Genomic DNA, 20,754 nt, shown 5'->3' with positions numbered 1-20,754 from the left:
GATTAAGCGAACAGCAAAGCGGTGTTGATCATCAGGAATCGCGTCCGCCACGGCTCCGTTTGGAGGTACGGCGACGTTTCCGGAGCACAAACCGATTGCTGGGTTTGTTCCGCTTACGGGTTTTGTAGCCAAGGGCTGGCTTGCCCCAGGGGGTGACCGGACCGGCGCGGCCGATCGGGGCGCGGCCCTCACCACCACCGTGAGGGTGGTCGCAGGGGTTCATCACCGAGCCGCGCACTTCAGGCCGGCGACCAAGCCAGCGCTTGCGACCAGCCTTGCCCAAGCTGGTGTTGCGCACTTCGGAGTTGCCAACTTCACCGAGGGTGGCGTAGCACTCGCGGCGCACCAGGCGCACCTCGGTGGAAGGCAGCTTGAGGGCTACGTAGTCGCCCTCTTTTGCAACCACCTGGGCACTGGCACCAGCGGTGCGGACCATCTGGCCGCCCCGCCCGGCATAGAGCTCCACGTTGTGGACGCTGGAGCCGAGGGGAATGGCAGATAGAGGCAGGGCATTGCCCGTTTCAATCGGCGACTCGGGTCCGGAGATCACCTGTTGGCCGATCTCAATGCCAGCCGGAGCAAGGATGTAGCGCTTCTCGCCATCGACGTAGAAGAGCAGAGCCAGGCGGGCGTTGCGGTGCGGGTCGTAGTGAATGGCCGCCACTTTGGCGACGACTCCGAGCTTGTCGCGGCGGAAGTCGACGATGCGGTAGAGGCGCTTGTGACCACCGCCGCGGTGGCGGCAGGTGATCACGCCACGGTTGTTGCGGCCTTTGCGGCGGTGTTTGGCGACCACCAAGCCTCGCTCCCGTTCGCGGCCAGTTACTTCGGAGAAGTCACTGGCGACACGGGTACGGGTGCCGGGGGTGATGGGTCGGTATTTACGGATAGCCATTACTTTTCAGACCCCTCAGGACTCAGGGAACAGCTGGATGGCATTGCCTTCGGCGAGGCGCACCACTGCTTTCTTCACTTGGGCACGTTTGCCGGCGAAGCGGCCCACCCGCCGGGAGCGGCGAGGGGGATTCATGGTGCTGATGCCGATGACTTTGACGTCGAACAGCTGTTCAACGGCAGCCTTGATGTCGGGTTTTGCAGCCCGATGGTCCACCTCAAAGGTGTACTGGTTCTGCTCGAGGGCCCGGGTGGCCTTCTCGGTGATCAGCGGCCGACGGATCACATCCGCAAGCCGGCTCGAAAAACGTTCAGCCATCGCCGTAGACCTCCTGAATCTTCGCGAGTGCTTCCTCACTCACCACCAACTTGTTGGCGTGGAGCAAATCAAACACGTTGAGCTGATCCGCAGCGATCAGCTTGACCTTCTCGAGGTTGCGCACCGAGCGGCGCACGGCCTCGGAGGCTCCGTCGAGCACCACCAGCACCTTGGTGCCGGCTTCGATACCAAGCCGGCCTAAGCCAGCTGTGATTTCCTTGGTTTTGGGGGTATCGAGCCCAACGCCAAAGCCCTTGACCACGGTGATGTCGTCGATGCGACTCATCAGCGCGGTGCGCAGGGCCAGGCGACGCTCCTTGCGGTTCATCGCCAGGGTGTAGCTGCGGGGCTTGGGACCAAACACCACGCCACCGCCGGGGCGGAGCGGGGTTCGGATCGAGCCTTGGCGGGCCCGACCTGTGCCCTTTTGCTTGTAGGGCTTGCGGCCGCCACCGGCTACTTCAGCGCGAGTAAGCGTGCTGGCTGTGCCCTGACGAGCATTGGCCAGCTGACGCACCACGGCGCGATGCACCAAATCTGTGGCGGACGATTCCTTAGCGACTTTGAGCTCAAGGGCAGCCTTGCCGGCCTCCTTGCCTTGCCAGTCGCGAATTACACAATTAGCCATTGGTTTTCTCCTCAGTTCCCGGCTTTGGCGCCCACCCGGTTCGCCGGGCGGATGTTGAGCAGGGCGCCAGGCTTGCCGGGCACCGAACCCTTCACTACCAGCAGGTTGCGCTCCACATCCACTTTGAGGATGACGAGGCCGCGGGTGGTGATTTGTTTGCCGCCGTAGCGGCCCGCCATGCGCTTGCCGGGGTAGACGCGGCCCGGCGTGGTGCCGGCGCCGATCGAGCCAGGCTCTCGGTGGTTCTTGGAACCGTGGGTCATGGGGCCCCGGCTGAAGCCGTGGCGCTTTTGGAGGCCGGAAAAGCCACGGCCCATGGTGTCGCCGCTCACATCAACCTTTTGACCAGGCTCAAAGGCCGTCACGGAGATGGAGCCACCCAGCTCAAGGCCATCCACGCTGTCGACCCGATATTCCTTCAGGTGGCGCAATACCTCATCACCAGATTTGGCTAGGTGCCCCTTGGCTGGCTTGTTCACGAGTTTTTCGCGAATGTCGCCAAAACCAAGCTGAACGGCGTTGTAGCCGTCGGTGCTGGTGCTTTTGAGTTGGGTGATGCGGCAAGGACCAGCCTCGATCAAGGTGACCGGGATGGACTTGCCCTCGTCGTTGAAGAACTGGGACATGCCCAATTTCTTCCCAAGAATGCCGATAGACATAGGAGGGGAAACAACGCCAGCTGGACCACCGAGCGCAGTGAGCAGGGAGCTCATGCACGACGGTGAAACTGAAGCGGTCAGGATGTTGCCTAGCTCGGCCGAGGGGCCGCTCTTCGCCGCGGAAGCATGGGCTTCCAGCAACGGATTGCGATTTCCAAGGGCTAGCGAGGCTGATCTGATTCGGATCAGCGCGGCTGGGACTTATCGGAACCGGACTGAACTCAACAGACGTGAGGGCAGTGCGTTCTGGCAGTTTCCCGACGGGACCTGCAACCTTTTAAAGCTGCTGGAACCGTGCTGGCCGAGGACGATCACCACCACTGGTGATCGTGTGCCGTGATCTGGAGGCCCGGCTAGCGGTCGGGCACATATCAATGGCACAGTTGATGAACATACCTCACCACCTAACCGGTCCTGGGCTGTCAAAGTGGTGCCTAGCTAGCGATTACCCGTAATGCCCCTGCTGCTCTCCGGTCGCGGTTTCCGCCAGGACCTTGAGCGCGCTGGTGCTCTGGCCCTATTTGCACCCCTTGAGGGTGGTGCAGAGACTCGCTTGATGCGACGGATGCGGGCCGTTGGTTATCGCGCCCAGCTCACCTCGGCGCGGGGGCTTGGTGATCCTGAGGCCTTTCTTTTGCAGTTGCACGGTGTGCGTCCGCCCCACCTGGGTCACCAGAGCGTGGGCAGGGGTGCAGCCGTGGGCGAGGTGCAGCGGGTGATGCCCCAATTGGGGGCTTTGCTCGAGGGCACGCAGCCGATCCTGCTGTGGTTGTTGGAGGGGCAGGTCCTATCTCAAGCTGAATTGGGCTCCCTGATTGCCCTCTGCCAGCGTGAGCCCCGGCTCAAGCTTGTGGTGGAGATGGGCGGTTCCCGGGAACTGCGCTGGCAGCCCCTTGAGCAGCTGCTTGACGCCTGAGCAGGCTCTCGCCTCAGGGCGCTGGGTCAAGTTGATCTGCGGGGCTAGCAACCAGGATCTGGCTGCGATCGAAGACCTCTGCGGCATCTTTTCTCTGGCCGGGGTGCACTGCATAGATGGCGCGGTAGATGCGGCTGTGGTGGCCGCGATCCGCCGCGGGATTGATTGGGCCGAAGCCCGTGGAGCCAGCCGCCCCTGGCTGATGTTGAGCCTCAGCGATGGCGACGATCCCCATTTCCGCAAAGCATGGTTCGACCCCGCTTGCTGCCCGCCGGCCTGCCCCCGCCCCTGTGAGCGGGTTTGTCCAGCCTTGGCCATCGGGCTGGCCGCTACAGGCGCTCCAGGAGTATTGGCGGAGCGCTGCTACGGCTGTGGCCGCTGCCTGCCGGCCTGCCCCCACGGACTGATTGAGGAGCGCAGTCAGGTGCTGGCAGGGGCTGATGTGCCTCCCCTGCTTGCCCAGTTGCGCCCTGATGCGGTGGAACTGCACACCCACCCCGGTCGCGGCGTGGCCTTTGCGGAGCGGGTGAGTCAGCTGCGGGCCAGTGGCGTGCAGCTGCAGCGGCTGGCGGTGAGTACGGGTCTTGAAGGCACAGCCCAGTCGCCGGCTGCGCTGGTGGCGGAACTATGGCAGCGCTTTACTTTGCTGCGCGGCGCCGGCTTTCGTCCCCTTTGGCAGCTCGATGGCCGGCCGATGAGTGGTGATCTGGGGGCGGGTACGGCCCGTGCCGCCGTCAAGTTGGTTGCGGCCGTGCTCCCCCAGGCTCCCCCCGGCCCGGTGCAGCTGGCTGGGGGCACCAACGCCCACACGCTGCCGCAGTTGAGGAGCTATCCCTTGCAGCATCGAATCGCTGGCGTCGCCTTTGGTGGCGTGGCTCGCCGGCTGTTGCAGCCCCTGCTACTTGAGGCCCAGGGGCGGGGACGCTCTTTGCTGGCCGATGCCGAGCTTTTCCCCCTGGCCCTGGGGCTGGCTCGGGAGCTTGTTAATCCCTGGCTAGAACGTACGTAGTGCCATGCGATTCGGTGTCCAGCCCTGCTTTGATCGCCCCCCAGCGCGTCACCGACGACCTCGATCGCCTGCTGGCCCTACTGCCTGAGCTGGTGCAGGCGGCCCTGGCGACCGCCGAGTCGCGTGAGCAGTTGCTGGAGGTTGTGCTGGACCTGGGCCGGGTGCCTGAGGCCCGCTACCCGGGCCAGGTAAGCGCCCTGGGCAATCAGCCCCTGGAGCGCGCCGACCTGGCTGCAGTGGTGGAGCGACTCGGCAGCTTCGGCGGCGACAACCGTGCCGGCATTGAGCGCACCCTGCATCGCATCAGTGCGATCCGCAATCGCAGTGGCACGATCGTGGGACTCACCTGCCGGGTGGGCAGGGCAGTGTTTGGCACGGTGGCCATGGTGCGCGATCTGCTCGACGCCGGCGAGTCGCTGCTGTTGATGGGGCGCCCTGGTGTGGGCAAGACCACGGCCCTGCGAGAGATCGCCCGGGTGCTGGCCGACGACCTGGGCAAGCGGGTGGTGGTGATTGACACCAGCAATGAAATCGCCGGGGATGGCGACATTCCCCATCCCGCCATCGGCGGGGCCCGGCGCATGCAGGTAGCCAGGCCGGAGCTTCAGCACCAGGTGATGATCGAGGCCGTGGAAAACCACATGCCCGAGGTAATCGTTATTGACGAGATCGGCACCGAGCTGGAAGCCCAGGCGGCTCGCACCATTGCCGAGCGTGGCGTGATGCTCGTGGCCACGGCCCATGGCAATGCCATTGAAAACTTGATCAAAAACCCCACCCTCTCCGATCTGGTGGGTGGCATTCAGGCGGTGACGCTCGGCGATGAGGAGGCCCGCCGCCGCCGCACGCAGAAAACCGTCTTGGAGAGGGCTGCCGAGCCCACTTTCGCCATGGCGGTGGAGATGCACAGCCGCCATCGGTGGCACGTGCACAGGGATGTGGCCCGCACGGTGGACATGCTGTTGCGGGGGCAGGGGGGGCGCCCCGAGATTCGGGAGCTCGGCGCTGATGGGCAGCTGCAGCGGCAACAGGAGTCAGCGCCTGCCCCAGCCACCAGGGAGGCGGTGGCGCCGCGGCCCCATGGGCGACCACGGCTGGCGGCCGCACCCCTGCCCGAGTTGGAGGATGCTGACGGGGCGTCAGAGCGCCCAGCGGTTGAAGCCGCTGCAGCGATGTTGCGGGTGTACGGAGCGGGCCTCAGCCTGGGGCCGCTGGAGCAGGTGGTGCGGGCCCGTCAGTTGCCCGTGGAGCTGGTGGGCAGTGTCGAGCTGGCTGACGCGGTACTCAGCCTGCGCCAACATCTCGGCCGTGATCCCCAGGTGCGCCGTCAGGCTCAGGAACTGGGCTTGCCGATTTTGGTCCTGAAATCGGCGGCCCCGCCCCAGCTGCAGCGCGCCCTAGAGCGGCTGCTCCAGCGTCATCGTGAGGGCCAGGCGCAAAAGGATCCAGTTGCAGTTGCTGCCTGCAGCGCCCAGGCCGATGACGCGCTCGCCGGACTGGAGGAATGCCGGCTGGCGGTTGAACAGGTGGTGTTGCCCCACGGCCAGCCCGTAGAGCTGCTGCCCCGCAGCGAGAGGGTGCGGCTGATGCAGGCGGAATTAGCTGATCGCTATCGGCTACGCACCGCCGTATTTGGCCGCGGTGTGGAGCAGCGGCTGCGGCTATTTCCTGCTTGAGCTTGGAGCCGGTGGCTGCTGCGGTTGACGAAGGACCGGGCTCTATGGGTAACTATCTGGGTACCGGAAATTCCGGTTGAGCCCATCCATTAGGTTTGGTTCAAGCTCTTCCAGAGCGCCATTGGGTCGTCGCCAAGCGGTAAGGCAGCGGTTTTTGGTACCGCCATTCCTAGGTTCGAATCCTAGCGACCCAGTTTTGATCCATGTCTTTCGCTCCCCCTGCTGCGACTGGCTTTTGGGCTAGATCTGGCCCCTTGATCGTCTTTGATTTCGACGGGGTGCTGATGGATGGCATGCCCGAATACTGGTGGTCGGCCCGGGCGGCGGCCCTGCAGCTGGCTCCAGAGCTGGCGCTCCCCGAGCAGGCCCCGGCAGGCTTCGCCCGCTTGCGGCCCCTGATTCACAAGGGTTGGGAGATGGTGCTGATGGCGGCGGAGCTGGGCCGCCCGGAGCTCAATCTGCAGGAGTTGCTGGCCGGTTACGACGGGGCCTTACCTGCCGCTCTGGCCCGTTGGGGGTGGCAGCCGGAGCGGCTGCAGCGCCAGCTCGAGCAGGTCCGCAATGCCGCCATCGCTGAAGCGCCTGCTGCCTGGCTTTCCCGCCACAGGCTTTACCCGGGGGTGAAGGAGCGATTACAGCGCTTGGGGCTGGAAGGGGCCGACTGGGTGGTGCTCACCACCAAGGGCGCCGCTTTTGCTGCCAGGCTGTTGGCGGCTGCGGCTCTAGAGCCTTCAGCCCTCTACGGCCACGAGCACGGCAGCAAGCCCGAGGTGCTGCACCAGCTGCTCGATCAGGGGCGACCGCTCTGGTTTGTCGAAGACCGACGCCCCACGCTGGCAACGGTGCGAGCTGATTCCCGCTTGGCAGCGGTGCGTTGTTTTTTGGTGAGTTGGGGGTATTTGGGTCCTCAGGACGCTGAGGCTTTGCCGGCTGACATCGCCTGGCTGACGCCGGAGCAATTTGCTGCCCCCCTGGCGCAATGGCCCCAGTGAGCTAGAGTACGCTCGTACTACAAGCAATTGATACGCCGGCCCGTTTTGGGGGCACTTGCTGCTTAGAGGTCGCAGGATGGCCGTCTTCGGGTTTGCCTGGAGGCCGTACCTGCGGGTCATGCCGATTTACGGCTTGCTCCCGCCCTGCTTTTCGTCTTTGCGGCCTGTTCCTTCGCATTTGATTGCTGTTATGCCCGCTACCCCTAACTCCCCCTCCAGCTCTTCCGTGCCCCCTGCTTCCCGCGCCTCAGCCAGTTCTGCTTCGGCTTCTGCCACTTCTGCGGCTACCACCTCTTCAGCTACTAATTCTTTGGCTTCTGCCTCTTCAGCTAATAATTCGACTGCCGATAGTCGGGCAGCGGCCGAGCGCGACAAGGCCTTGGGGCTTGTCTTGAATCAGATCGAGCGCAATTTCGGCAAGGGTTCGATCATGCGCCTGGGGGATGCGTCCCGCATGCGGGTGGAAACCATCGGCACCGGCGCCCTCACCCTGGATCTGGCCCTGGGTGGGGGTTATCCCAAGGGCCGCGTAGTGGAGGTCTATGGGCCGGAGAGTTCCGGTAAGACCACCCTCACGCTGCATGCCATTGCCGAGGTGCAAAAGCGAGGTGGTGTGGCCGCTTTTGTGGATGCTGAGCATGCCCTCGACCCCGTCTATGCAGCGGCCCTTGGCGTTGACATTGAAAATCTGCTGGTCTCCCAACCGGATACCGGTGAGATGGCCCTGGAGATCGTCGACCAGCTGGTGCGTTCAGCCGCCGTGGACATCGTTGTGATCGACTCGGTGGCGGCCTTGACCCCCCGCGCTGAAATTGAAGGCGAAATGGGGGACCTGGCGGTGGGTGCCCAGGCTCGTCTGATGAGCCAGGCGATGCGCAAGATCACCGGCAACATCGGTAAATCCGGCTGCACCGTGATCTTCCTCAACCAGCTGCGCCAGAAGATCGGTGTCACCTACGGCAATCCGGAAACCACCACTGGGGGTAATGCCCTCAAGTTCTATGCATCGGTGCGCTTAGATATTCGCCGGATTCAGACCCTTAAGCGGGGCACCGAGGAGTACGGCATCCGCGCCAAGGTGAAGGTGGCTAAAAACAAAGTCGCCCCGCCCTTCCGGATCGCTGAATTCGACATCTTGTTTGGCCGTGGCATCAGCACCCTGGGCTGTTTGCTCGACCTGGCCGAGGAGACCGGTGTGGTGGTTCGCAAAGGTGCCTGGTACAGCTATGAGGGCGACAACATTGGTCAGGGTCGCGATAACACGATCACTTGGCTGGAGCAAAACCCAGCCCAAGCTGAGGTGATTGAGCAGCTCACTCGGCAAAAGCTGAAGGAGGGCTCAGAGGTCACCGCCAATTCCATGAAGCCCCTCGCCGCGGCTGCTAAGGCGGCTGTTGCAGCATCAGGGCTCGCTGAAGCGGGCGATGGCCTCGAAGAGTTGTCGGTGGCTAGCTGAGCGGCTGGCCCCAGCTCAAGGGATTTGCCCCAGCTCAAGGGAGAGTGAATGCTCCCTTGAGCTGGTTGGGGTTAGGCAGGTTGGCTGAAGATGGAGTTCGCGATCCTTGTGCTGCCACGGGGCTTTGGAGCACCTGAGCGACTCGCTGCAGCTCCTGGATGGCTTCGGCTCCTTCCAGTTTCACCAGTTCGTGGCCATCGCGGGATTCCACCCAGCTGATGCCGAAATCGGAAACCAAAAACCTAACCATGTGATTCGCGTCGAGGTTGGCGACGAAAGAGGCCCCGTGACCATCCCGGCCATCACCGCACACATAGCAAGTGGCTGCAATGCCTCGGCCTTGAAGGCTTTTGGCGAGAGCCTGAAGACTCATCACCAGGTCGTGAACCACAGATCTGTACTGCTCGGCTAAGCGTGGGAACACGACGACCCGGCGGATTCAAGAAGATTCTAATCTTTTCTTCAGGATTTGGCGGGTTAGCCGTCGGACAGGTTCCACCAGCCGGCGGCGGGGCCGACAAAACGCACCGTCAGCCAGAACAGCACCAGGGCGCCGATGCCTATCCAGGCCCCTTTGGTGGAGAGGGTGACGAAGCGATCAGCCTGGTTGCGCGTCAGAGGCAGCCAGGCTGCGATTCGGGGGGAGGTGTCAATTTCCTTGGGCCGTTTCGGCTTAACCAGCTTGGGTGGCAGACCCTGAATGCTCCGACGTTTGGCTTCCCCCATGGCCTCCGCTACTTGAATGGTGAAGTCAGGATCCCACGTCAGTGAGGCAGTAGGCGGGTGAGGTTGATCCAGGGTTCCAGGGCTGCGAGCACCTGGCGGCCCCAGCTCCGCCCCCGCAGCCGCCCATCCAGTACGGCCAGTCGGCCAGCGCCCTCGCGCCTAAGCCCCGCTACACCGAGCTGCAAACGGATGAGGGCATCTGGCAGCAGGCCCTCTCGAAACCAATCGCGACCCTCCTGGCGCAGGGCCATTACTCGCGCAGCGGTGAGTGGATCTTCGAGGCTGGCGATGGGCAGCAGGGCGATCACGATCTGGCTTGGCAGCGGCAACCGGGCCTGCTGCTCGAGCCACCAGCACCAGCGGCCACAAATCACCCCATTGCCCTCGGGCGCGGTGCTCTCGTGCCCTACGCGACTGCCGAATTCCGCTGCCAGCCCACTGGTAAGTCCCAATCGCAGGGCGTCGTCATCGATCAGCACGACCGTTAGCCCAGCTTGGCCAAGGATCAGGCGCCGGCTTTGCTCGAGCAGGTGCTGTCCGTAGTTCGGGCTATTCGGCAGCGGTTGGCGCAGCGGCGCAAATAGGGGCAGGGGGTCGGCAAGGGGTGCATCGCCGAGATTCAGGTCCACAACCGGCTGCAGCCCCAATTCACTTCCCGGCGCAAGTTGGCCCAGCAGCACCGCACCCCGCCCCTCCAGCAGACCGCGCAGCACCGCCAAGGGCTCGAGGGGGTGGCGGTGCAGTTGCCATTGCAGCAGTTGGGGATTCAGCTGGGCCCAGCTGGTCCAGCCGTCGCCCTTGGCGGCCAGCCAGTCGGGCCATGGCGCGGGTAGGGGGCTTAGCAGCTGCAGCAGATGGCGCAGGGGAGCTTCGTCGTCTGGGGCCAGGGCCACCAGCTGGTTGGGACGGCGGGGGGCGCTGAGCACCCGGCGATTGAGCCGTTGGTGCAGGTTCAGCAGGCTGGACTCGGCCGCGGGCTGGGCCCGCCGCAGTTGGTCCCAGTGCTGGGGTGTGACCACCACCTCCAGGGCTTGGCGCAGCAAGACGTCGAGCTGTTCAGCCTCCGGGATCACCAGTTGACGCTCCCCCAGCCACCCCTGTTGCCAGGCCGCGACCAGCTGCTGATGGCTAAGCAGCCAAACGCGGGCAGCTTCTGGTGCTTGGTCGCCCTCGAAGCAGGCCAGGGCCATGCTTGGTTCGGCCTTTGCCAGCCTGGGCAGCTCCACCTGCAGCAGCCGTTGACGTTGGTCCTCGCCCACCACTATGGCCAGGGGGCACTCGCTCAGGGCCAGGGGTACCAGCAGGCTGATCCACCAGCTGGGCTCGCTGCCTGGTGCTATTCGCACCAGGGTGTGGTCGCCGCGGCGCAGGCTGCGGGCCACCAAGCGGCTGAGGCTGAGGTGGTGGGGCCAGGGAGCACTGCCCTCCTGGCGCAACAGGGCTTTGAGTTGCTGATGGGCGCGGGCTTCGAGCATTCCCAGCCAGCCAACAGATCAAAAGCGTAGGAAGCTGGCGGCATGGCTCCTGCCCCCCGATGACTCCCGATTCCTTGCCCAGCCCCCAGGCTCGTGCTCGCAGCACCGCCAATCCGTGGCGGCAGGGGCCCGTGGGGATCGTGGGCTTGGGATTGATTGGTGGCTCCTTGGGCCTGGATTTGCAGCACCAAGGCGTGGAGGTGCGCGCTCTAGTGCACCGTGAGGCCACCGCCGAGCGAGCCCGGCAGCGGCTTCTGGCCACCGAGGTGGGCACCAACCCTGCGGTGCTGGCCGGCTGCAGCCTGGTGGTGTTGGCTCTGCCCCTAGACCGGCTGCTGGCGCCGCCGCAGGAGTTGCTGGCGGCGTTGCCACCCCAGGCGGTGATCACCGATGTGGGTTCGGTGAAGGCGCCGGTGCTGCAGCTCTGGCAGGGCCTGCATCCCCGTTTTGTCGCCAGTCATCCGATGGCTGGTACGGCTGAGGCGGGCGTGGAGGCGGGGCAGCAGGGGTTGTTTCGCGGGCGCCCTTGGGTGGCGACCCCCTCTGCCGCCACTGATCCGCAGGCGCTGGCGTTGGTTCAGGGCTTGGCCCAGGCTGTGGGGGCCCACTGGCTCAGTTGCGGCGCCGCTGAGCACGACCAAGCGGTGGCGCTGATCTCCCACCTGCCGGTGTTGGTGGGTGCCGCCCTGCTGCAGACGGCTGATCGGGCGGGCGCTGCGGGCGCTGGGGATCTAGCTGGCCTAGTGCGCGCCCTGGCTTCGAGCGGCTTTGCCGACACCAGCCGGGTGGGCGGCGGCAATCCGGAGTTGGGCACCCTGATGGCCCGCTGCAACCGCGAGGCGCTGCTAGTGGCGCTGGCGCTCTACCGGCAGCGGTTGGAAGCCCTCGAGCAGCAGGTGAGCCAGGGGGATTGGCAGGGCTTGCGGCAGGAGCTCGATCGCAGTCAGGAGTTGCGGCCGCAGTTTCTCTGATCCTCCTGACACGGTTAAGTGTTGAGGTCGCTGAGGTTCAGGGTTTGGCCCCGCTCTGCCAGCAGCTGCCTGCAGGCCATCAGGGCTGAGAGGCCCACGGCGGCGGTGCCCTCGCCGGGGTGGATCGAATCGCCGCACAGCCACAGGCCCGGCAGGGGGGTGCGGCTGGCCAGGCCGAAGGGCCCGAAGCGGCTGGGGTGCTGTCCCAGGCCGCCCACAAAGCCAAAGGGCCGCCCGGTCCAGCGCTCAAAACCCCGGGGTGTGGCCAGCTCAGCGTGGCGCCACTGTTCTGAGCTGATCCCCAGCAGCGACTCCAACCCCCGCTGCATGGCGGCCAGCGCTTCTGCCTTGGCTTGGTCGTAGGCGCTGGCTTCGAGGCCAAACCAGGGTTTCGCTGGTGTGAACACGCTGGCGATCACCGTGGCCAGGCCTGCCGGCGCCCGGCCGTCGCCCTCGTGGCTCACCGACACAAACAAGGTGCCCGGATCGGCCCAATCGAGTTGTAGGTGGGCGGGGCAGTTGGCAGGCAGCAGGGCTCGCTCCACTGCGCCATAGAACACCAACGCGCCGGAGGGATCGGGGAGCTGGGCCAGCCGTTGCCGGTAGCCCGCGGGCAGCTGCTCGCCCAGCAGATCGGGCAGGCTTTGCACCGGCAGCGCCAGCACCACATCGGCGGCCTGCCGTTCGAAGCGCTCGCCCCGTACCCGCCAGCCCGCCCCGCCTCCAGGCTCGTTGCTGCGCTCCAGGCCGCTCACCCGGTGACGCAGTCGCAGCTGGCCGCCGCCGGCAGCCAGGGCCTGCTCCAGCTGCTGGCTGAGCACTTGCATTGAACCCTGCAGGTGCCAGAGCCCAAGCGGTGCCTGGCCCATGGCCAGCACGGTGGCGCCATAGAGGGCGGCGGTGCGCTCTGCTGGCTCCTGGGAGTACAGGCGTAGCTGCAGATCCAGGAAGCGGCGCAGGCGTGGATCGCCGCCACAGCCGGTGAGCGTGAGCAGATCAGCCACGCTGGCGGCAGCGAGTAGGCCACTGGCCAGGTTGGCGGGCCTTAGGGCCGGCAGCAGCTGGCCCAGGTCCCAGAGGCTGCGCGGCGGCAGCACCGGATCGCGGCTTGCAAAAGCCCAGTTGGCACCATGCAGGGTGGCGCAGAGCTGCCAGAAGCGGCCGCTGCCGGGAAACTGCTGCTCCCGCTCGGCGTTCCAGCGAGCTGGATCGTGCCAGATCCGCACCGGCGGCCGGCCATCGGCCAGATCCACCACGCAGGCCGGATCCAGGGGGGTGGCCTGCGGTAGGGGCAGACCGAAGTGGGCCAGCAGGCGCTGGTGGCTGCCGCCCGGTTCCAGGCCTGCCACCTGGGTGGCGCCCACATCAAAGGTGTAGGGGCCGCGGCGGAAGGTGCCGGCGCAGCCGCCGCTCTGCTGGTGGGCTTCCAGCAGTTCCACCCTTAGTCCCTCCCGGGCCAGCAGGGCTGCGGCGGTGAGGCCGGCGATGCCGGCGCCCACCACCACCACATCGAGGCGCTTCTCCATGGCGCCATGCTGGCAACCAAGTGCGCGGGCGCGCGATGCAGGCCTGGGTAGAGCAGCAGCTCGGCTGCGCCGTGGTGGCCCAGGCGCCGCTGGGGGGTGGTTGTATCCACCAGGCCTGGCGGCTGGAGTTGGCTGATGGTCGCAGCGTGTTTGCCAAGACCAATGCGGCCGCCGCCCTGGCCATGTTTGAGGCGGAGCTAAACGGCCTGCAGCAGTTGGCCCACCATGCGCCCGCCGCTCTGGTGATTCCAGAGCCCCTGGCATGGGGAGTGGCCGGCGATTGCGCCGTGCTGTTGCTCAGCTGGTTGCAGTTGGCAGGCTCACCTGGCGCCGCAGCTGAAAGTGCTTGGTTTCAATGCGGCCAGGCCTTGGCCCAGCTGCACCGCAGCAGTGCCGGCTCGGCACCAGCCGAGGGCTACGGCGCTGCAGCAGACAACTTCATTGGATCAGCCCCCCAGCCCAACGGCTGGCGCTCCGATTGGGGGGTGTTTTTTGCGGAGTGCCGCTTGGCGCCCCAGCTGGCCTGGGCCGCTAGCCGGGGAGAGCCGCTGCGGGGAGCACGGGAGCTACTGGAGCTCGTGCCGCGATGGCTAAGCGGCCATCACTGTGAGCCGGCGCTGGTGCACGGGGATCTCTGGTGCGGCAATGCGGGCCTGCTGAGCAATGGCTGCAGCACAATTTTCGATCCCGCCTGTTTCTGGGGAGATCGGGAGGTGGATCTGGCGATGGCCCAGCTATTCGGCGGGTTTCCGAAGGCTTTTTTTAGCGGCTACAAAGACGGTTGGCCGCTGGAGCCAGGGGCCAAGGGTCGGGTCGCCCTCTACAACCTGTATCACCTTTTGAATCACGCCAACTTGTTTGGAGGCGGCTGGGGGGGCCAGGCTCAAACCAGCATTGATCAGCTGCTTCTTAATAGCTGCTGATTAGCCCAGATATTCCTTGCGGAGGTTTTGGACCTTGGCCACCACGGCACCACGCTTTTCGCTGGTGGTGAGGTTGTGCCAACTCCATTGGCCGACAACCACCAAGCCCAGCAGCTCCAGCAGGCCGGGAACCACGGGCAGCAGGTTGATTGCGTCGAGCACTCCTTTGATCAGGATCTGAGCGACGATCACAGCCAGAATTACGCCGCTGGCTTTGCCGATCCGGCCCATCTGGCTCCAGTCCACCTGGTCCAGGGTGCCGTTCACCTTGGCAAGTATGTCGCTGTAACGCTCACTGAAGCTGACTTCGGCGGCACCGGAGGTGGCGTCAGTCTCCACTTCAGTGGCAGTGCCCTGCTCAACCGCGTCGGTGGTGGTATCGCTCATGGACCGGTTGGAGGGCGAATGTTTGGAATGATTCATAAGGTATCGGCGTGTTCTCCCATGCGCCAGAGCAAATCAGGGCAGATCTGCACCTGCTCACCGTTTTGCGCCCCATCTTGGCCAGCGCCGAACCGGAGGAGGGTTGTGCCCTGCTGCTGGGCGAACGCTTGGACTTCGAGTGGCAACTGCGCTTGATCTGGCCGTGTTGCAACGTCTGGCCCCAGCCTCAGCAGCGCTGCCGTCGCTTTGCGATTGATCCAAGGGAGCAGCTGCAGGCGCAGAAGTGGGGCAGGGCGCAGGGGCTGGAGCTGCTGGGCTCGGCCCACAGCCACCCCACCAGTGGGGCCGCGCCTTCTGACACCGATCGCAGTCTCTGTGGGGTATCCACTTTGATGGTGATCCTCGGGGCCGAAAACCTTGGCGGGGAGTTGGTTGCCTGGTGGCTGCCGGAAGGTCCGGCCGCGCCCCTGCGCCTGCCATGGAGAATGGTGTCCTGATCCAAGAGGCCATGCTTCCTCCCGACACCAGCGGCGTCCAGCTCAGCCCCGATGAGGTGGCTCGCTTTGCCCGGCACCTGATCCTGCCAGAGGTGGGTATGGAGGGGCAAAAGCGGCTCAAGGCGGCTTCTGTTCTGTGCGTGGGCACCGGTGGGCTCGGCTCGCCCTTGCTCCTTTATCTAGCGGCTGCCGGCGTAGGCCGGCTCGGCATCGTCGATTTCGATGTGGTCGACCACTCCAACCTCCAGCGCCAGGTGATCCATGGCACCAGCTGGGTTGGCAAGCCCAAGATTGAATCGGCCAAGGCCCGCATCCTGGAGATCAATCCCCATTGCCAGGTGGATCTCTACGAGACCGCTCTCACCAGCGAAAACGCCCTGGAGATCATCTCCGGCTACGACCTGGTCTGCGACGGCACGGATAACTTCCCCACCCGCTACCTGGTGAACGACGCCTGCGTGCTGCTGGGCAAGCCAAATGTCTACGGCTCGATCTTCCGCTTTGAAGGTCAGGCAACGGTGTTCAACCTGGATGCAGCCAGCCCCAACTACCGGGACCTTTTCCCTGAGCCGCCGCCGCCGGGCATGGTGCCCTCCTGCGCCGAGGGCGGAGTGGTGGGGGTGCTACCCGGAATCATCGGTGTCATCCAGGCCACCGAGGCGGTGAAGATCATCACCGGCATCGGCACCACCCTCAGCGGCCGGCTGCTTCTGTTTGATGCCCTGGCGATGAAATTCAGGGAGCTCAAGCTGCGGCCCAATCCCGAGCGCCCAGTGATCGACAAACTCATTGATTATCAAGAGTTTTGCGGCGTTGGCGGCACCGCACCTGGCCAGGAAGAATCCGGAGCTGTGGAGAGCATCAGCGTGGGCGAGCTCAAAACGCTGCTCGATGGTGATACCAGTGGCCTGGTGCTGATCGACGTGCGCAACCCCCCCGAGGCTGAGATCGCCGTGATTACCGGCGCCGTTTTGATCCCTCTCGATCAGATCGAGAACGGCACGGCCGTGGAACGCATCCAGCAGCTGGCGACAGGCAAAAGCCTTTACGCCCACTGCAAGCTGGGCGGCCGCAGTGCCAAGGCCCTGATCGCCCTGAAACGCCACGGCATCGAGGGCATCAACGTGGCCGGAGGCATTGATGCCTGGAGCCAGGAAGTTGATCCGAGTGTGATGCGCTACTGAGGCCTCTTCTCAGTAGTCCAGCCTCAGTAGTCCAGCATCAGTAATCCACGCCGCGTTTGAGATCGACGCCGCGCTCGGCGTAATGCTTGTGGCACACCATCTCGGAGTGCACCGAAGCCAGGTCGAAATAGGCAGGCCGGTTTTTACAGCGGCCGGTGAGAATTACTTCCGTTTCAGCGGGTTTGCGCAGCAGGGTTTGCACTATTGGCTCCACCGGCAGCAGCTCCAGATCCACTGTCGGGTTGATCTCATCGAGGATCACCGTTTTGTAGAGGCCGCTAGAGATGGCGGCCCGGGCGATCTCCCAGGCCCGCTCAGCTTCCACGTAGTCGATCGGCTGCTGCTGGCCACGCCACACGATTGCATCGCGCCCGGAGCGCAGGTGATCCACCAGGTGGGGATAGCTCTCGCGCAGAGCGGCTATAGCGGCATCTTCGGTGTAGCCAGCGCCACCTTTGAGCCACTGCAGAATCAGCACCCGGTGGCTTTTGTCCTGGGAGATGCCCCGGCCGATGGCCTGCAGCCCCTTGCCCAGGGCGCTGGTGGATTTCCCCTTGCCTTCACCGGTGTAAATCTCGACGCCTTCCAGGCCGCCGGGGCCCTGGTGGGCGCGCATTTCCGAGTGCAGGTCAGCCAGTTGCACCAGCTGGCGGGGCGCACCGCGACCTGTGCAGATCACCTCCATGCCGTCGGGTTTGGCCGCCAGGGTGCGGGCCACATCTTCGACATCAAGCAGGCCCAGATCCAGCACCGGGTTGAGCTCGTCGAGCACCACCACGGAGTAGAGGTCGCTGGCGATGGCCCCTTTGGCGATGTCCCAGCCCCGCTGGGCCTCCTGCCGGTCGAAGCGGGTGGCTTCCTCGGCGCTGAAAAAGTCTCCCCTGCCGGTGCGCACCTGATCGATTAGATGGGGGAAGCCCTGTTGCAGGGCTTCGATGGCGGCGTCTTCGTCGTAGGCCCGGCCGGGTCCCTTGAGAAAGCGCAGTAGCAGCACCCGTGTGCGTTTTTGCTCGCAGATACCCAGGCCGATGGTGCGCAGAACTACCCCTAGTGCCGCCTGGCTTTTGCCCTTGCCATCGCCGTCGTAGACGTGCAGCTGGCCATGGGCGCGCTCATCGCTGCCGGCCGCCGTACGGATGCCGATACCTCGGCCCGTTCCCCGTTGCGGCGTCTGGGTGCTGCTCATGTGGCGATGTTACCGGCGTCATTGGGGTGGGGGTTGCCAAGATCTGGGCAGGAGTTTGGTGGCGATGTTGTTTTCCCTGTTGGAGCCGTTGCCGCCGCCGTTGGAGCTGGCGCTGGCTTCGTTGCGTCAGCAGTTGGCGTGCCTAGATCGGGTGGTGTTGGCCTATTCCGGTGGGGTAGATAGCGCCCTGGTGGCTGCCATCGCCGTAGAGCAACGCGGTGAGGCAGCTTTGGCGATTACGGGTGTGTCGCCGGCCCTAGCCCCCCACCTGCGGGCGGAGGCGGCGGAGCAGGCTCGTTGGCTACGGCTCGCCCACCGGGAGATCGCTACGGCGGAGCTGGCAGATCCTGCCTACGCCAGTAATCCTGAGCAGCGCTGCTACGCCTGCAAGCGGGAGCTGCACCGGCTGCTGGCGCCGATCGCGGCCGCGGCGGCAGGGGCGACCGTGCTCGATGGCGTCAATGCCGAGGACCTAGGCGATCATCGGCCCGGCATTCGGGCCGCAAAGGAATTCGGAGTGCGCTCACCCCTGGCCGAGGTGGGCCTCGACAAGGCTGGCGTACGCCAGCTTTCTCGGGCCCTGGGATTGCCCTGGTGGGACAAGCCGGCCCAGCCCTGTCTGGCCTCGCGCTTTCCCTACGGCGAACCGATCACGGCGGAGCGGCTGCAGCGGGTGGCTGCAGCGGAAGCCTGGTTGTTGGCAATGGGATGGCCCCAGGTGCGCGTGCGCTCCCAGGGCCAGACGGCTCGGATTGAACTGCCTCCCCTCCAATTGGATCGGGCCCTGGGTTTGTGGGCCAAGCCCGAAGCCAGGCAGGCGCTGGTGGCGGCCTTCCTGGAGATCGGTTTTAGCGCCGTGGGGCTGGATCTGGAGGGGCTGGTGAGCGGCAAACTCAACCGGGAACTGGGCTCAGCTAACCGGTGATTAGCCCCCCGAGATCAGAGGGTCACCGCGGCGGTGAACCCCTGAGCTTGCAAAGGATCACGCGGGCTATCAGCAATCGACGGCGGTGTCTCGCGGCGGAAGCTGATGAGCTTGTGGTCGTTGGCTGAAAGCTCGGCGGCGAGAACCGCACAGGCTTTTTCCGGCATCGTGTGATCACCGCAGGTGAACACATCAACCGCCGCGTAGCCCGATTCAGGCCAGGTGTGAATCGAGATATGGGATTCGGCCAGTAGGGCCAATCCCGTAACCCCTTGGGGTTCGAATCGGTGGGTGATCAGGTTGAGGAGGGTGGCACCGGCACGCTTCGCTGCTGCGGTGATGGTGTCCCTCAGGAAGGCTTCGTCGTCGAGCTTGGCGCTGTCGCAGCCATAAAGCTCAAGGATGCAGTGTTTTCCGACCGTTTCGGAAATCTGGTGAGGCAGGGGAGAGGCTGCGGTGGTAGCAGCAGGGGCCTCGGTCCATCCCGGGTTCGGGTGGAGGCAGGGCAGGGTCTGGGTCATCGAATCCGACCAAACAAGCTTCCAACCATACGCTGTCAGCCAGGTAGCTGCGCCTAGCTGGCCAGGTCAGTTGGCATCTTCGGATCGAGCTGGCCGGCGCGCATCCGCACCACCTGGCTCTCGGCCTGCCAGCCCCCACTGAAGGCTCCTAGGTGGGTGGCACTCACCAGGCACTGGTGACCTTCGCCCACCGCCTCGAGCAGCAATTGTTGCCGCTCCGGATCTAGCTCGGCGAGCACGTCGTCGAGGAGCAGCAGGGGTGGCTCCCCCAGGACGGAGCCCACAAGCTCGAGCTCAGCCAGCTTGAGGGCCAGTACCAATGTGCGCTGCTGGCCAGCTGAGCCGTAGCGGCGGGCCGGTTGGCCGGCCAGGGCGAGCTCTAGTTCGTCCCGGTGGGGCCCCACCGTGCATTGGCCTAGCCGCAGTTCCTCCTGGCGTTGAAGCTGTAGCTGCTCAAGCAGGGATTGACGCCAAGGCTCCTCAGCCTCCTCGCCCGCCAAGACGGTGCCACTTTGGTAATTCAGTTGCAGGATCTCCCGGCCGCCGCTGAGCCGCTCCTGCCAGGCTGCGGCCAGGGGCTCGAGGCGCCGGATCGCCCGGAAGCGACGCCGGTGTAAGCGGGTGCCGATCACGGCCATTTGCAGATCAAAGGTGTCGAGCAGGGCCAGCAAGCTGGTTCCCCCCAGGCCGCGTCGCAGCAATTGGCTGCGCTGGCGTAGCAGCCGCCCGTAGCGACTCAGCAGGTCGCTGTATAGAGGTTCGAGCTGTAGCACCACCCGGTCGAGCCATTGACGCCGGCCGGCTGGCTCGCCCCGCACCAGCTCGAGGTCGAGGGCGCTGAAGCCCACGCAGCGCAGCGAACCCAGCAGGTCGAGCTGGCGCTCCAGCTGCTTGCCGTTGCGCTGGGCCTGCCTGCCAGCACTTCGGCGCAGCTCCAGCTGCAGCTGGTCCCCGCTGCTGGTGAGGGCGCGCACCTGGCCGCTGGCCTCGCCGTGCTGGATCAAATCACGATCGCTACTGGTGCGGTGGGAGCGCAGGCAGCCAAGTAATTCCACCGCTTCCAGCAGGTTGGATTTGCCCTCGCCATTGGCCCCGACCACCAGCAGCCGGGGAGCCTCCAGGCTCAGCTCCAGCCGACTGATATTGCGGAAACGCAGCAGCTCCAGGCGATGCAGCCGGATGGGTCTGATGCGGTGAGCGGCTAAGGTAGGCCAGGCGGGGTGCCTTTAAGGGCATGTAGCTCAGTTGGATAGAGCATCAGATTCCGGTTCTGAGGGTCGGGGGTTCGAGTCCCTCCATGCTCGTCACCCCAGCGCTCCCCGCCCCAACTCTCCCCACCGCCGAGGCAGTCAAGGCCCAGGCGGCGTTGGGGGGGTTCGCTTTGGGATCGTGGTCTGCTGGCCAAGCCCCAGCTTGAGATCAACTCTCCAGCTTGAGCCCCATGGCGCGGATGCCACCCGGATCCACTGCAAACCCGTAGCGCTCCAGGGCAGCAAGGGCCTGGGGCGGTGCTGAAAGAGAGATGCTGCACCCCGCCAGCTCCCGGCGCAGCCGGCCCAGGGCGGCATGGACGAGCACCGCCAGGATCTCTGCTTCAGCTGGATCGGCAGGATCGGCGCAAAGGTCCCAGAGGTTGGCATTGAGGGCGAGGTCGCTGGTAGCCCTGACAAAACCCACCAGTCGGCCATCGGGGCCCGCCACGCCCAAGTGCCAGACGCTCAGCTCCAGCACCCGCTGCCAGCGCTCGGGCTGCCGGGGCTGATCACCCGCTGCCAGCAGCAGCCGGTTGAGCGCCTCGGCACTGGGCAGCAGGCCATCGGCCAATAGGTGATAGCCCTCCCTCAGTCGTGGGGCTTGGGGCTGGCTGCGGAACGGGATCAAGAGGGA

The 20,754-nt window shown here is 65.2% G+C and carries 24 protein-coding genes and 2 tRNA genes; 12 read left to right on the top strand and 14 right to left on the bottom strand.

From position 1 onward, the window contains the following. Positions 1-31: 31 nt before the first annotated feature. Genes rplB through rplC form a run of 4 tightly spaced genes read right to left on the bottom strand, consistent with a single transcriptional unit; the run spans position 32 to position 2,500 of the window. The gene (rplB, locus tag KBY75_RS12400; RefSeq protein ID WP_255019278.1) at positions 32-895 is read right to left on the bottom strand and encodes a 50S ribosomal protein L2; all 864 of its coding nucleotides are present in this window, start codon (positions 893-895) and stop codon (positions 32-34) included. 15 nt (positions 896-910) lie between these two features. Continuing rightward, positions 911-1,213 carry a 50S ribosomal protein L23 gene (locus KBY75_RS12395; protein WP_094560045.1) on the bottom strand — a complete coding sequence of 101 codons (303 nt, stop codon included), beginning with the start codon at positions 1,211-1,213 and terminating at the stop codon, positions 911-913. After that, complete coding sequence (gene rplD / locus KBY75_RS12390) at positions 1,206-1,841, bottom strand: 50S ribosomal protein L4 (RefSeq protein ID WP_255024105.1); 636 nt, start codon at positions 1,839-1,841, stop codon at positions 1,206-1,208. Before rplD ends, KBY75_RS12395 begins: the two co-directional genes overlap by 8 nt. A gap of 11 nt (positions 1,842-1,852) precedes the next feature. Next, complete coding sequence (gene rplC, locus KBY75_RS12385) at positions 1,853-2,500, bottom strand: 50S ribosomal protein L3 (protein WP_106632380.1); 648 nt, start codon at positions 2,498-2,500, stop codon at positions 1,853-1,855. 454 nt (positions 2,501-2,954) lie between these two features. On the opposite strand from rplC, the gene KBY75_RS12380 reads away from it, so the two are divergent. The 5 genes from KBY75_RS12380 to KBY75_RS12360 all read left to right on the top strand — a co-directional run bounded on the left by KBY75_RS12380 (position 2,955) and on the right by KBY75_RS12360 (position 7,093). Beyond that, positions 2,955-3,416 (top strand): NAD(P)H-quinone oxidoreductase subunit N, encoded by a 462-nt coding sequence (locus tag KBY75_RS12380; RefSeq protein WP_255021739.1) that lies wholly within the window; start codon positions 2,955-2,957, stop codon positions 3,414-3,416. Next, positions 3,406-4,425 (top strand): LdpA C-terminal domain-containing domain, encoded by a 1,020-nt coding sequence (locus KBY75_RS12375; protein ID WP_255024104.1) that lies wholly within the window; start codon positions 3,406-3,408, stop codon positions 4,423-4,425. Before KBY75_RS12380 ends, KBY75_RS12375 begins: the two co-directional genes overlap by 11 nt. Positions 4,426-4,457: 32 nt before the next feature. Continuing rightward, positions 4,458-6,101, top strand: coding sequence for an AAA family ATPase (locus KBY75_RS12370; protein ID WP_255024111.1), 1,644 nt, complete (start codon positions 4,458-4,460; stop codon positions 6,099-6,101). A gap of 122 nt (positions 6,102-6,223) precedes the next feature. Continuing rightward, positions 6,224-6,295 (top strand) — tRNA-Gln (locus KBY75_RS12365). Between the two features lie 9 nt (positions 6,296-6,304). Further along, positions 6,305-7,093 carry an HAD family hydrolase gene (locus KBY75_RS12360; RefSeq protein WP_255024103.1) on the top strand — a complete coding sequence of 263 codons (789 nt, stop codon included), beginning with the start codon at positions 6,305-6,307 and terminating at the stop codon, positions 7,091-7,093. Between the two features lie 126 nt (positions 7,094-7,219). Here the strand turns inward: KBY75_RS12360 and KBY75_RS12355 are convergent, their stop codons facing one another. Further along, a complete protein-coding gene (locus KBY75_RS12355; RefSeq protein WP_255024112.1) occupies positions 7,220-7,468 on the bottom strand; it encodes a hypothetical protein in 249 nt (82 codons plus the stop codon). Between KBY75_RS12355 and recA the strand changes: the two genes are divergently transcribed. After that, positions 7,404-8,549, top strand: coding sequence for a recombinase RecA (recA, locus tag KBY75_RS12350; RefSeq protein ID WP_255024110.1), 1,146 nt, complete (start codon positions 7,404-7,406; stop codon positions 8,547-8,549). The genes KBY75_RS12355 and recA overlap by 65 nt on opposite strands. A gap of 34 nt (positions 8,550-8,583) precedes the next feature. Here the strand turns inward: recA and KBY75_RS12345 are convergent, their stop codons facing one another. From KBY75_RS12345 to KBY75_RS12335, 3 genes are read right to left on the bottom strand one after another with little or no spacing between them, the layout of a single operon-like run. Further along, positions 8,584-8,973 (bottom strand): DUF1815 family protein, encoded by a 390-nt coding sequence (locus KBY75_RS12345; protein WP_255024102.1) that lies wholly within the window; start codon positions 8,971-8,973, stop codon positions 8,584-8,586. A gap of 53 nt (positions 8,974-9,026) precedes the next feature. Further along, entirely contained in the window at positions 9,027-9,275 is a 249-nt protein-coding gene (locus KBY75_RS12340) for a DUF2839 domain-containing protein (RefSeq protein ID WP_255024101.1), read from the bottom strand. A gap of 38 nt (positions 9,276-9,313) precedes the next feature. Beyond that, complete coding sequence (locus tag KBY75_RS12335; protein WP_255024100.1) at positions 9,314-10,750, bottom strand: helicase; 1,437 nt, start codon at positions 10,748-10,750, stop codon at positions 9,314-9,316. Positions 10,751-10,824: 74 nt separating this feature from the next. On the opposite strand from KBY75_RS12335, the gene KBY75_RS12330 reads away from it, so the two are divergent. Further along, a complete protein-coding gene (locus KBY75_RS12330; protein ID WP_255024099.1) occupies positions 10,825-11,721 on the top strand; it encodes a prephenate/arogenate dehydrogenase in 897 nt (298 codons plus the stop codon). 14 nt (positions 11,722-11,735) lie between these two features. On the opposite strand, the gene crtD is transcribed toward KBY75_RS12330, so the two are convergent. Beyond that, a complete protein-coding gene (gene crtD, locus KBY75_RS12325) occupies positions 11,736-13,247 on the bottom strand; it encodes a C-3',4' desaturase CrtD (RefSeq protein WP_255024098.1) in 1,512 nt (503 codons plus the stop codon). A 35-nt stretch (positions 13,248-13,282) separates the two neighbouring features. On the opposite strand from crtD, the gene KBY75_RS12320 reads away from it, so the two are divergent. After that, positions 13,283-14,170 (top strand): fructosamine kinase family protein, encoded by an 888-nt coding sequence (locus KBY75_RS12320; protein ID WP_255024097.1) that lies wholly within the window; start codon positions 13,283-13,285, stop codon positions 14,168-14,170. On the opposite strand, the gene KBY75_RS12315 is transcribed toward KBY75_RS12320, so the two are convergent. Beyond that, a complete protein-coding gene (locus tag KBY75_RS12315; RefSeq protein WP_255024096.1) occupies positions 14,171-14,557 on the bottom strand; it encodes a CAAD domain-containing protein in 387 nt (128 codons plus the stop codon). Between the two features lie 47 nt (positions 14,558-14,604). On the opposite strand from KBY75_RS12315, the gene KBY75_RS12310 reads away from it, so the two are divergent. Next, the gene (locus KBY75_RS12310; RefSeq protein ID WP_255024095.1) at positions 14,605-15,051 is read left to right on the top strand and encodes a M67 family metallopeptidase; all 447 of its coding nucleotides are present in this window, start codon (positions 14,605-14,607) and stop codon (positions 15,049-15,051) included. Positions 15,052-15,062: 11 nt separating this feature from the next. Then, complete coding sequence (moeB, locus tag KBY75_RS12305) at positions 15,063-16,235, top strand: molybdopterin-synthase adenylyltransferase MoeB (RefSeq protein ID WP_255024094.1); 1,173 nt, start codon at positions 15,063-15,065, stop codon at positions 16,233-16,235. A gap of 37 nt (positions 16,236-16,272) precedes the next feature. On the opposite strand, the gene KBY75_RS12300 is transcribed toward moeB, so the two are convergent. Beyond that, entirely contained in the window at positions 16,273-17,421 is a 1,149-nt protein-coding gene (locus KBY75_RS12300) for a cob(I)yrinic acid a,c-diamide adenosyltransferase (protein WP_254937611.1), read from the bottom strand. Between the two features lie 64 nt (positions 17,422-17,485). Between KBY75_RS12300 and larE the strand changes: the two genes are divergently transcribed. Next, positions 17,486-18,346: an ATP-dependent sacrificial sulfur transferase LarE gene (gene larE / locus KBY75_RS12295; protein WP_255024093.1), complete on the top strand. Its 861-nt coding sequence runs from the start codon at positions 17,486-17,488 to the stop codon at positions 18,344-18,346. Positions 18,347-18,360: 14 nt separating this feature from the next. On the opposite strand, the gene speD is transcribed toward larE, so the two are convergent. Together speD and recF are read right to left on the bottom strand one after the other, a co-directional pair. Next, on the bottom strand, positions 18,361-18,867 hold the full coding sequence (speD, locus tag KBY75_RS12290; RefSeq protein ID WP_255024092.1) for an adenosylmethionine decarboxylase: 507 nt from the start codon (positions 18,865-18,867) through the stop codon (positions 18,361-18,363). A 53-nt stretch (positions 18,868-18,920) separates the two neighbouring features. Next, a complete protein-coding gene (gene recF / locus KBY75_RS12285; RefSeq protein WP_396098310.1) occupies positions 18,921-20,048 on the bottom strand; it encodes a DNA replication/repair protein RecF in 1,128 nt (375 codons plus the stop codon). A 49-nt stretch (positions 20,049-20,097) separates the two neighbouring features. On the opposite strand from recF, the gene KBY75_RS12280 reads away from it, so the two are divergent. Beyond that, positions 20,098-20,171, top strand: a tRNA-Arg gene (locus KBY75_RS12280). A gap of 115 nt (positions 20,172-20,286) precedes the next feature. Here KBY75_RS12280 and KBY75_RS12275 read toward each other — a convergent pair. Next, positions 20,287-20,748, bottom strand: a complete 462-nt coding sequence (locus KBY75_RS12275) for an N-acetyltransferase (RefSeq protein ID WP_255024091.1) — start codon at positions 20,746-20,748, stop codon at positions 20,287-20,289. Positions 20,749-20,754: the final 6 nt, after the last annotated feature.

Origin of the sequence: Cyanobium sp. T1G-Tous, from assembly GCF_024345455.1 — a bacterium.
In the GTDB taxonomy this organism is placed as follows: Bacteria; Cyanobacteriota; Cyanobacteriia; order PCC-6307; family Cyanobiaceae; genus Cyanobium_A.
This window is presented reverse-complemented; position numbering and strand designations above follow the sequence as displayed.

Coding starts and splice junctions, on each gene's coding strand:
- rplB (WP_255019278.1), bottom strand. CDS start 895: ATGGCTATCCGTAAATACCGACCCATCACCCCCGGCACCCGTACCCGT.
- KBY75_RS12395 (WP_094560045.1), bottom strand. CDS start 1,213: ATGGCTGAACGTTTTTCGAGCCGGCTTGCGGATGTGATCCGTCGGCCG.
- rplD (WP_255024105.1), bottom strand. CDS start 1,841: ATGGCTAATTGTGTAATTCGCGACTGGCAAGGCAAGGAGGCCGGCAAG.
- rplC (WP_106632380.1), bottom strand. CDS start 2,500: ATGTCTATCGGCATTCTTGGGAAGAAATTGGGCATGTCCCAGTTCTTC.
- KBY75_RS12380 (WP_255021739.1), top strand. CDS start 2,955: ATGCCCCTGCTGCTCTCCGGTCGCGGTTTCCGCCAGGACCTTGAGCGC.
- KBY75_RS12360 (WP_255024103.1), top strand. CDS start 6,305: ATGTCTTTCGCTCCCCCTGCTGCGACTGGCTTTTGGGCTAGATCTGGC.
- KBY75_RS12340 (WP_255024101.1), bottom strand. CDS start 9,275: ATGGGGGAAGCCAAACGTCGGAGCATTCAGGGTCTGCCACCCAAGCTG.
- KBY75_RS12335 (WP_255024100.1), bottom strand. CDS start 10,750: ATGCTCGAAGCCCGCGCCCATCAGCAACTCAAAGCCCTGTTGCGCCAG.
- crtD (WP_255024098.1), bottom strand. CDS start 13,247: ATGGAGAAGCGCCTCGATGTGGTGGTGGTGGGCGCCGGCATCGCCGGC.
- KBY75_RS12320 (WP_255024097.1), top strand. CDS start 13,283: ATGCAGGCCTGGGTAGAGCAGCAGCTCGGCTGCGCCGTGGTGGCCCAG.
- KBY75_RS12315 (WP_255024096.1), bottom strand. CDS start 14,557: ATGAGCGATACCACCACCGACGCGGTTGAGCAGGGCACTGCCACTGAA.
- moeB (WP_255024094.1), top strand. CDS start 15,063: ATGCTTCCTCCCGACACCAGCGGCGTCCAGCTCAGCCCCGATGAGGTG.
- KBY75_RS12300 (WP_254937611.1), bottom strand. CDS start 17,421: ATGAGCAGCACCCAGACGCCGCAACGGGGAACGGGCCGAGGTATCGGC.
- larE (WP_255024093.1), top strand. CDS start 17,486: ATGTTGTTTTCCCTGTTGGAGCCGTTGCCGCCGCCGTTGGAGCTGGCG.
- speD (WP_255024092.1), bottom strand. CDS start 18,867: ATGACCCAGACCCTGCCCTGCCTCCACCCGAACCCGGGATGGACCGAG.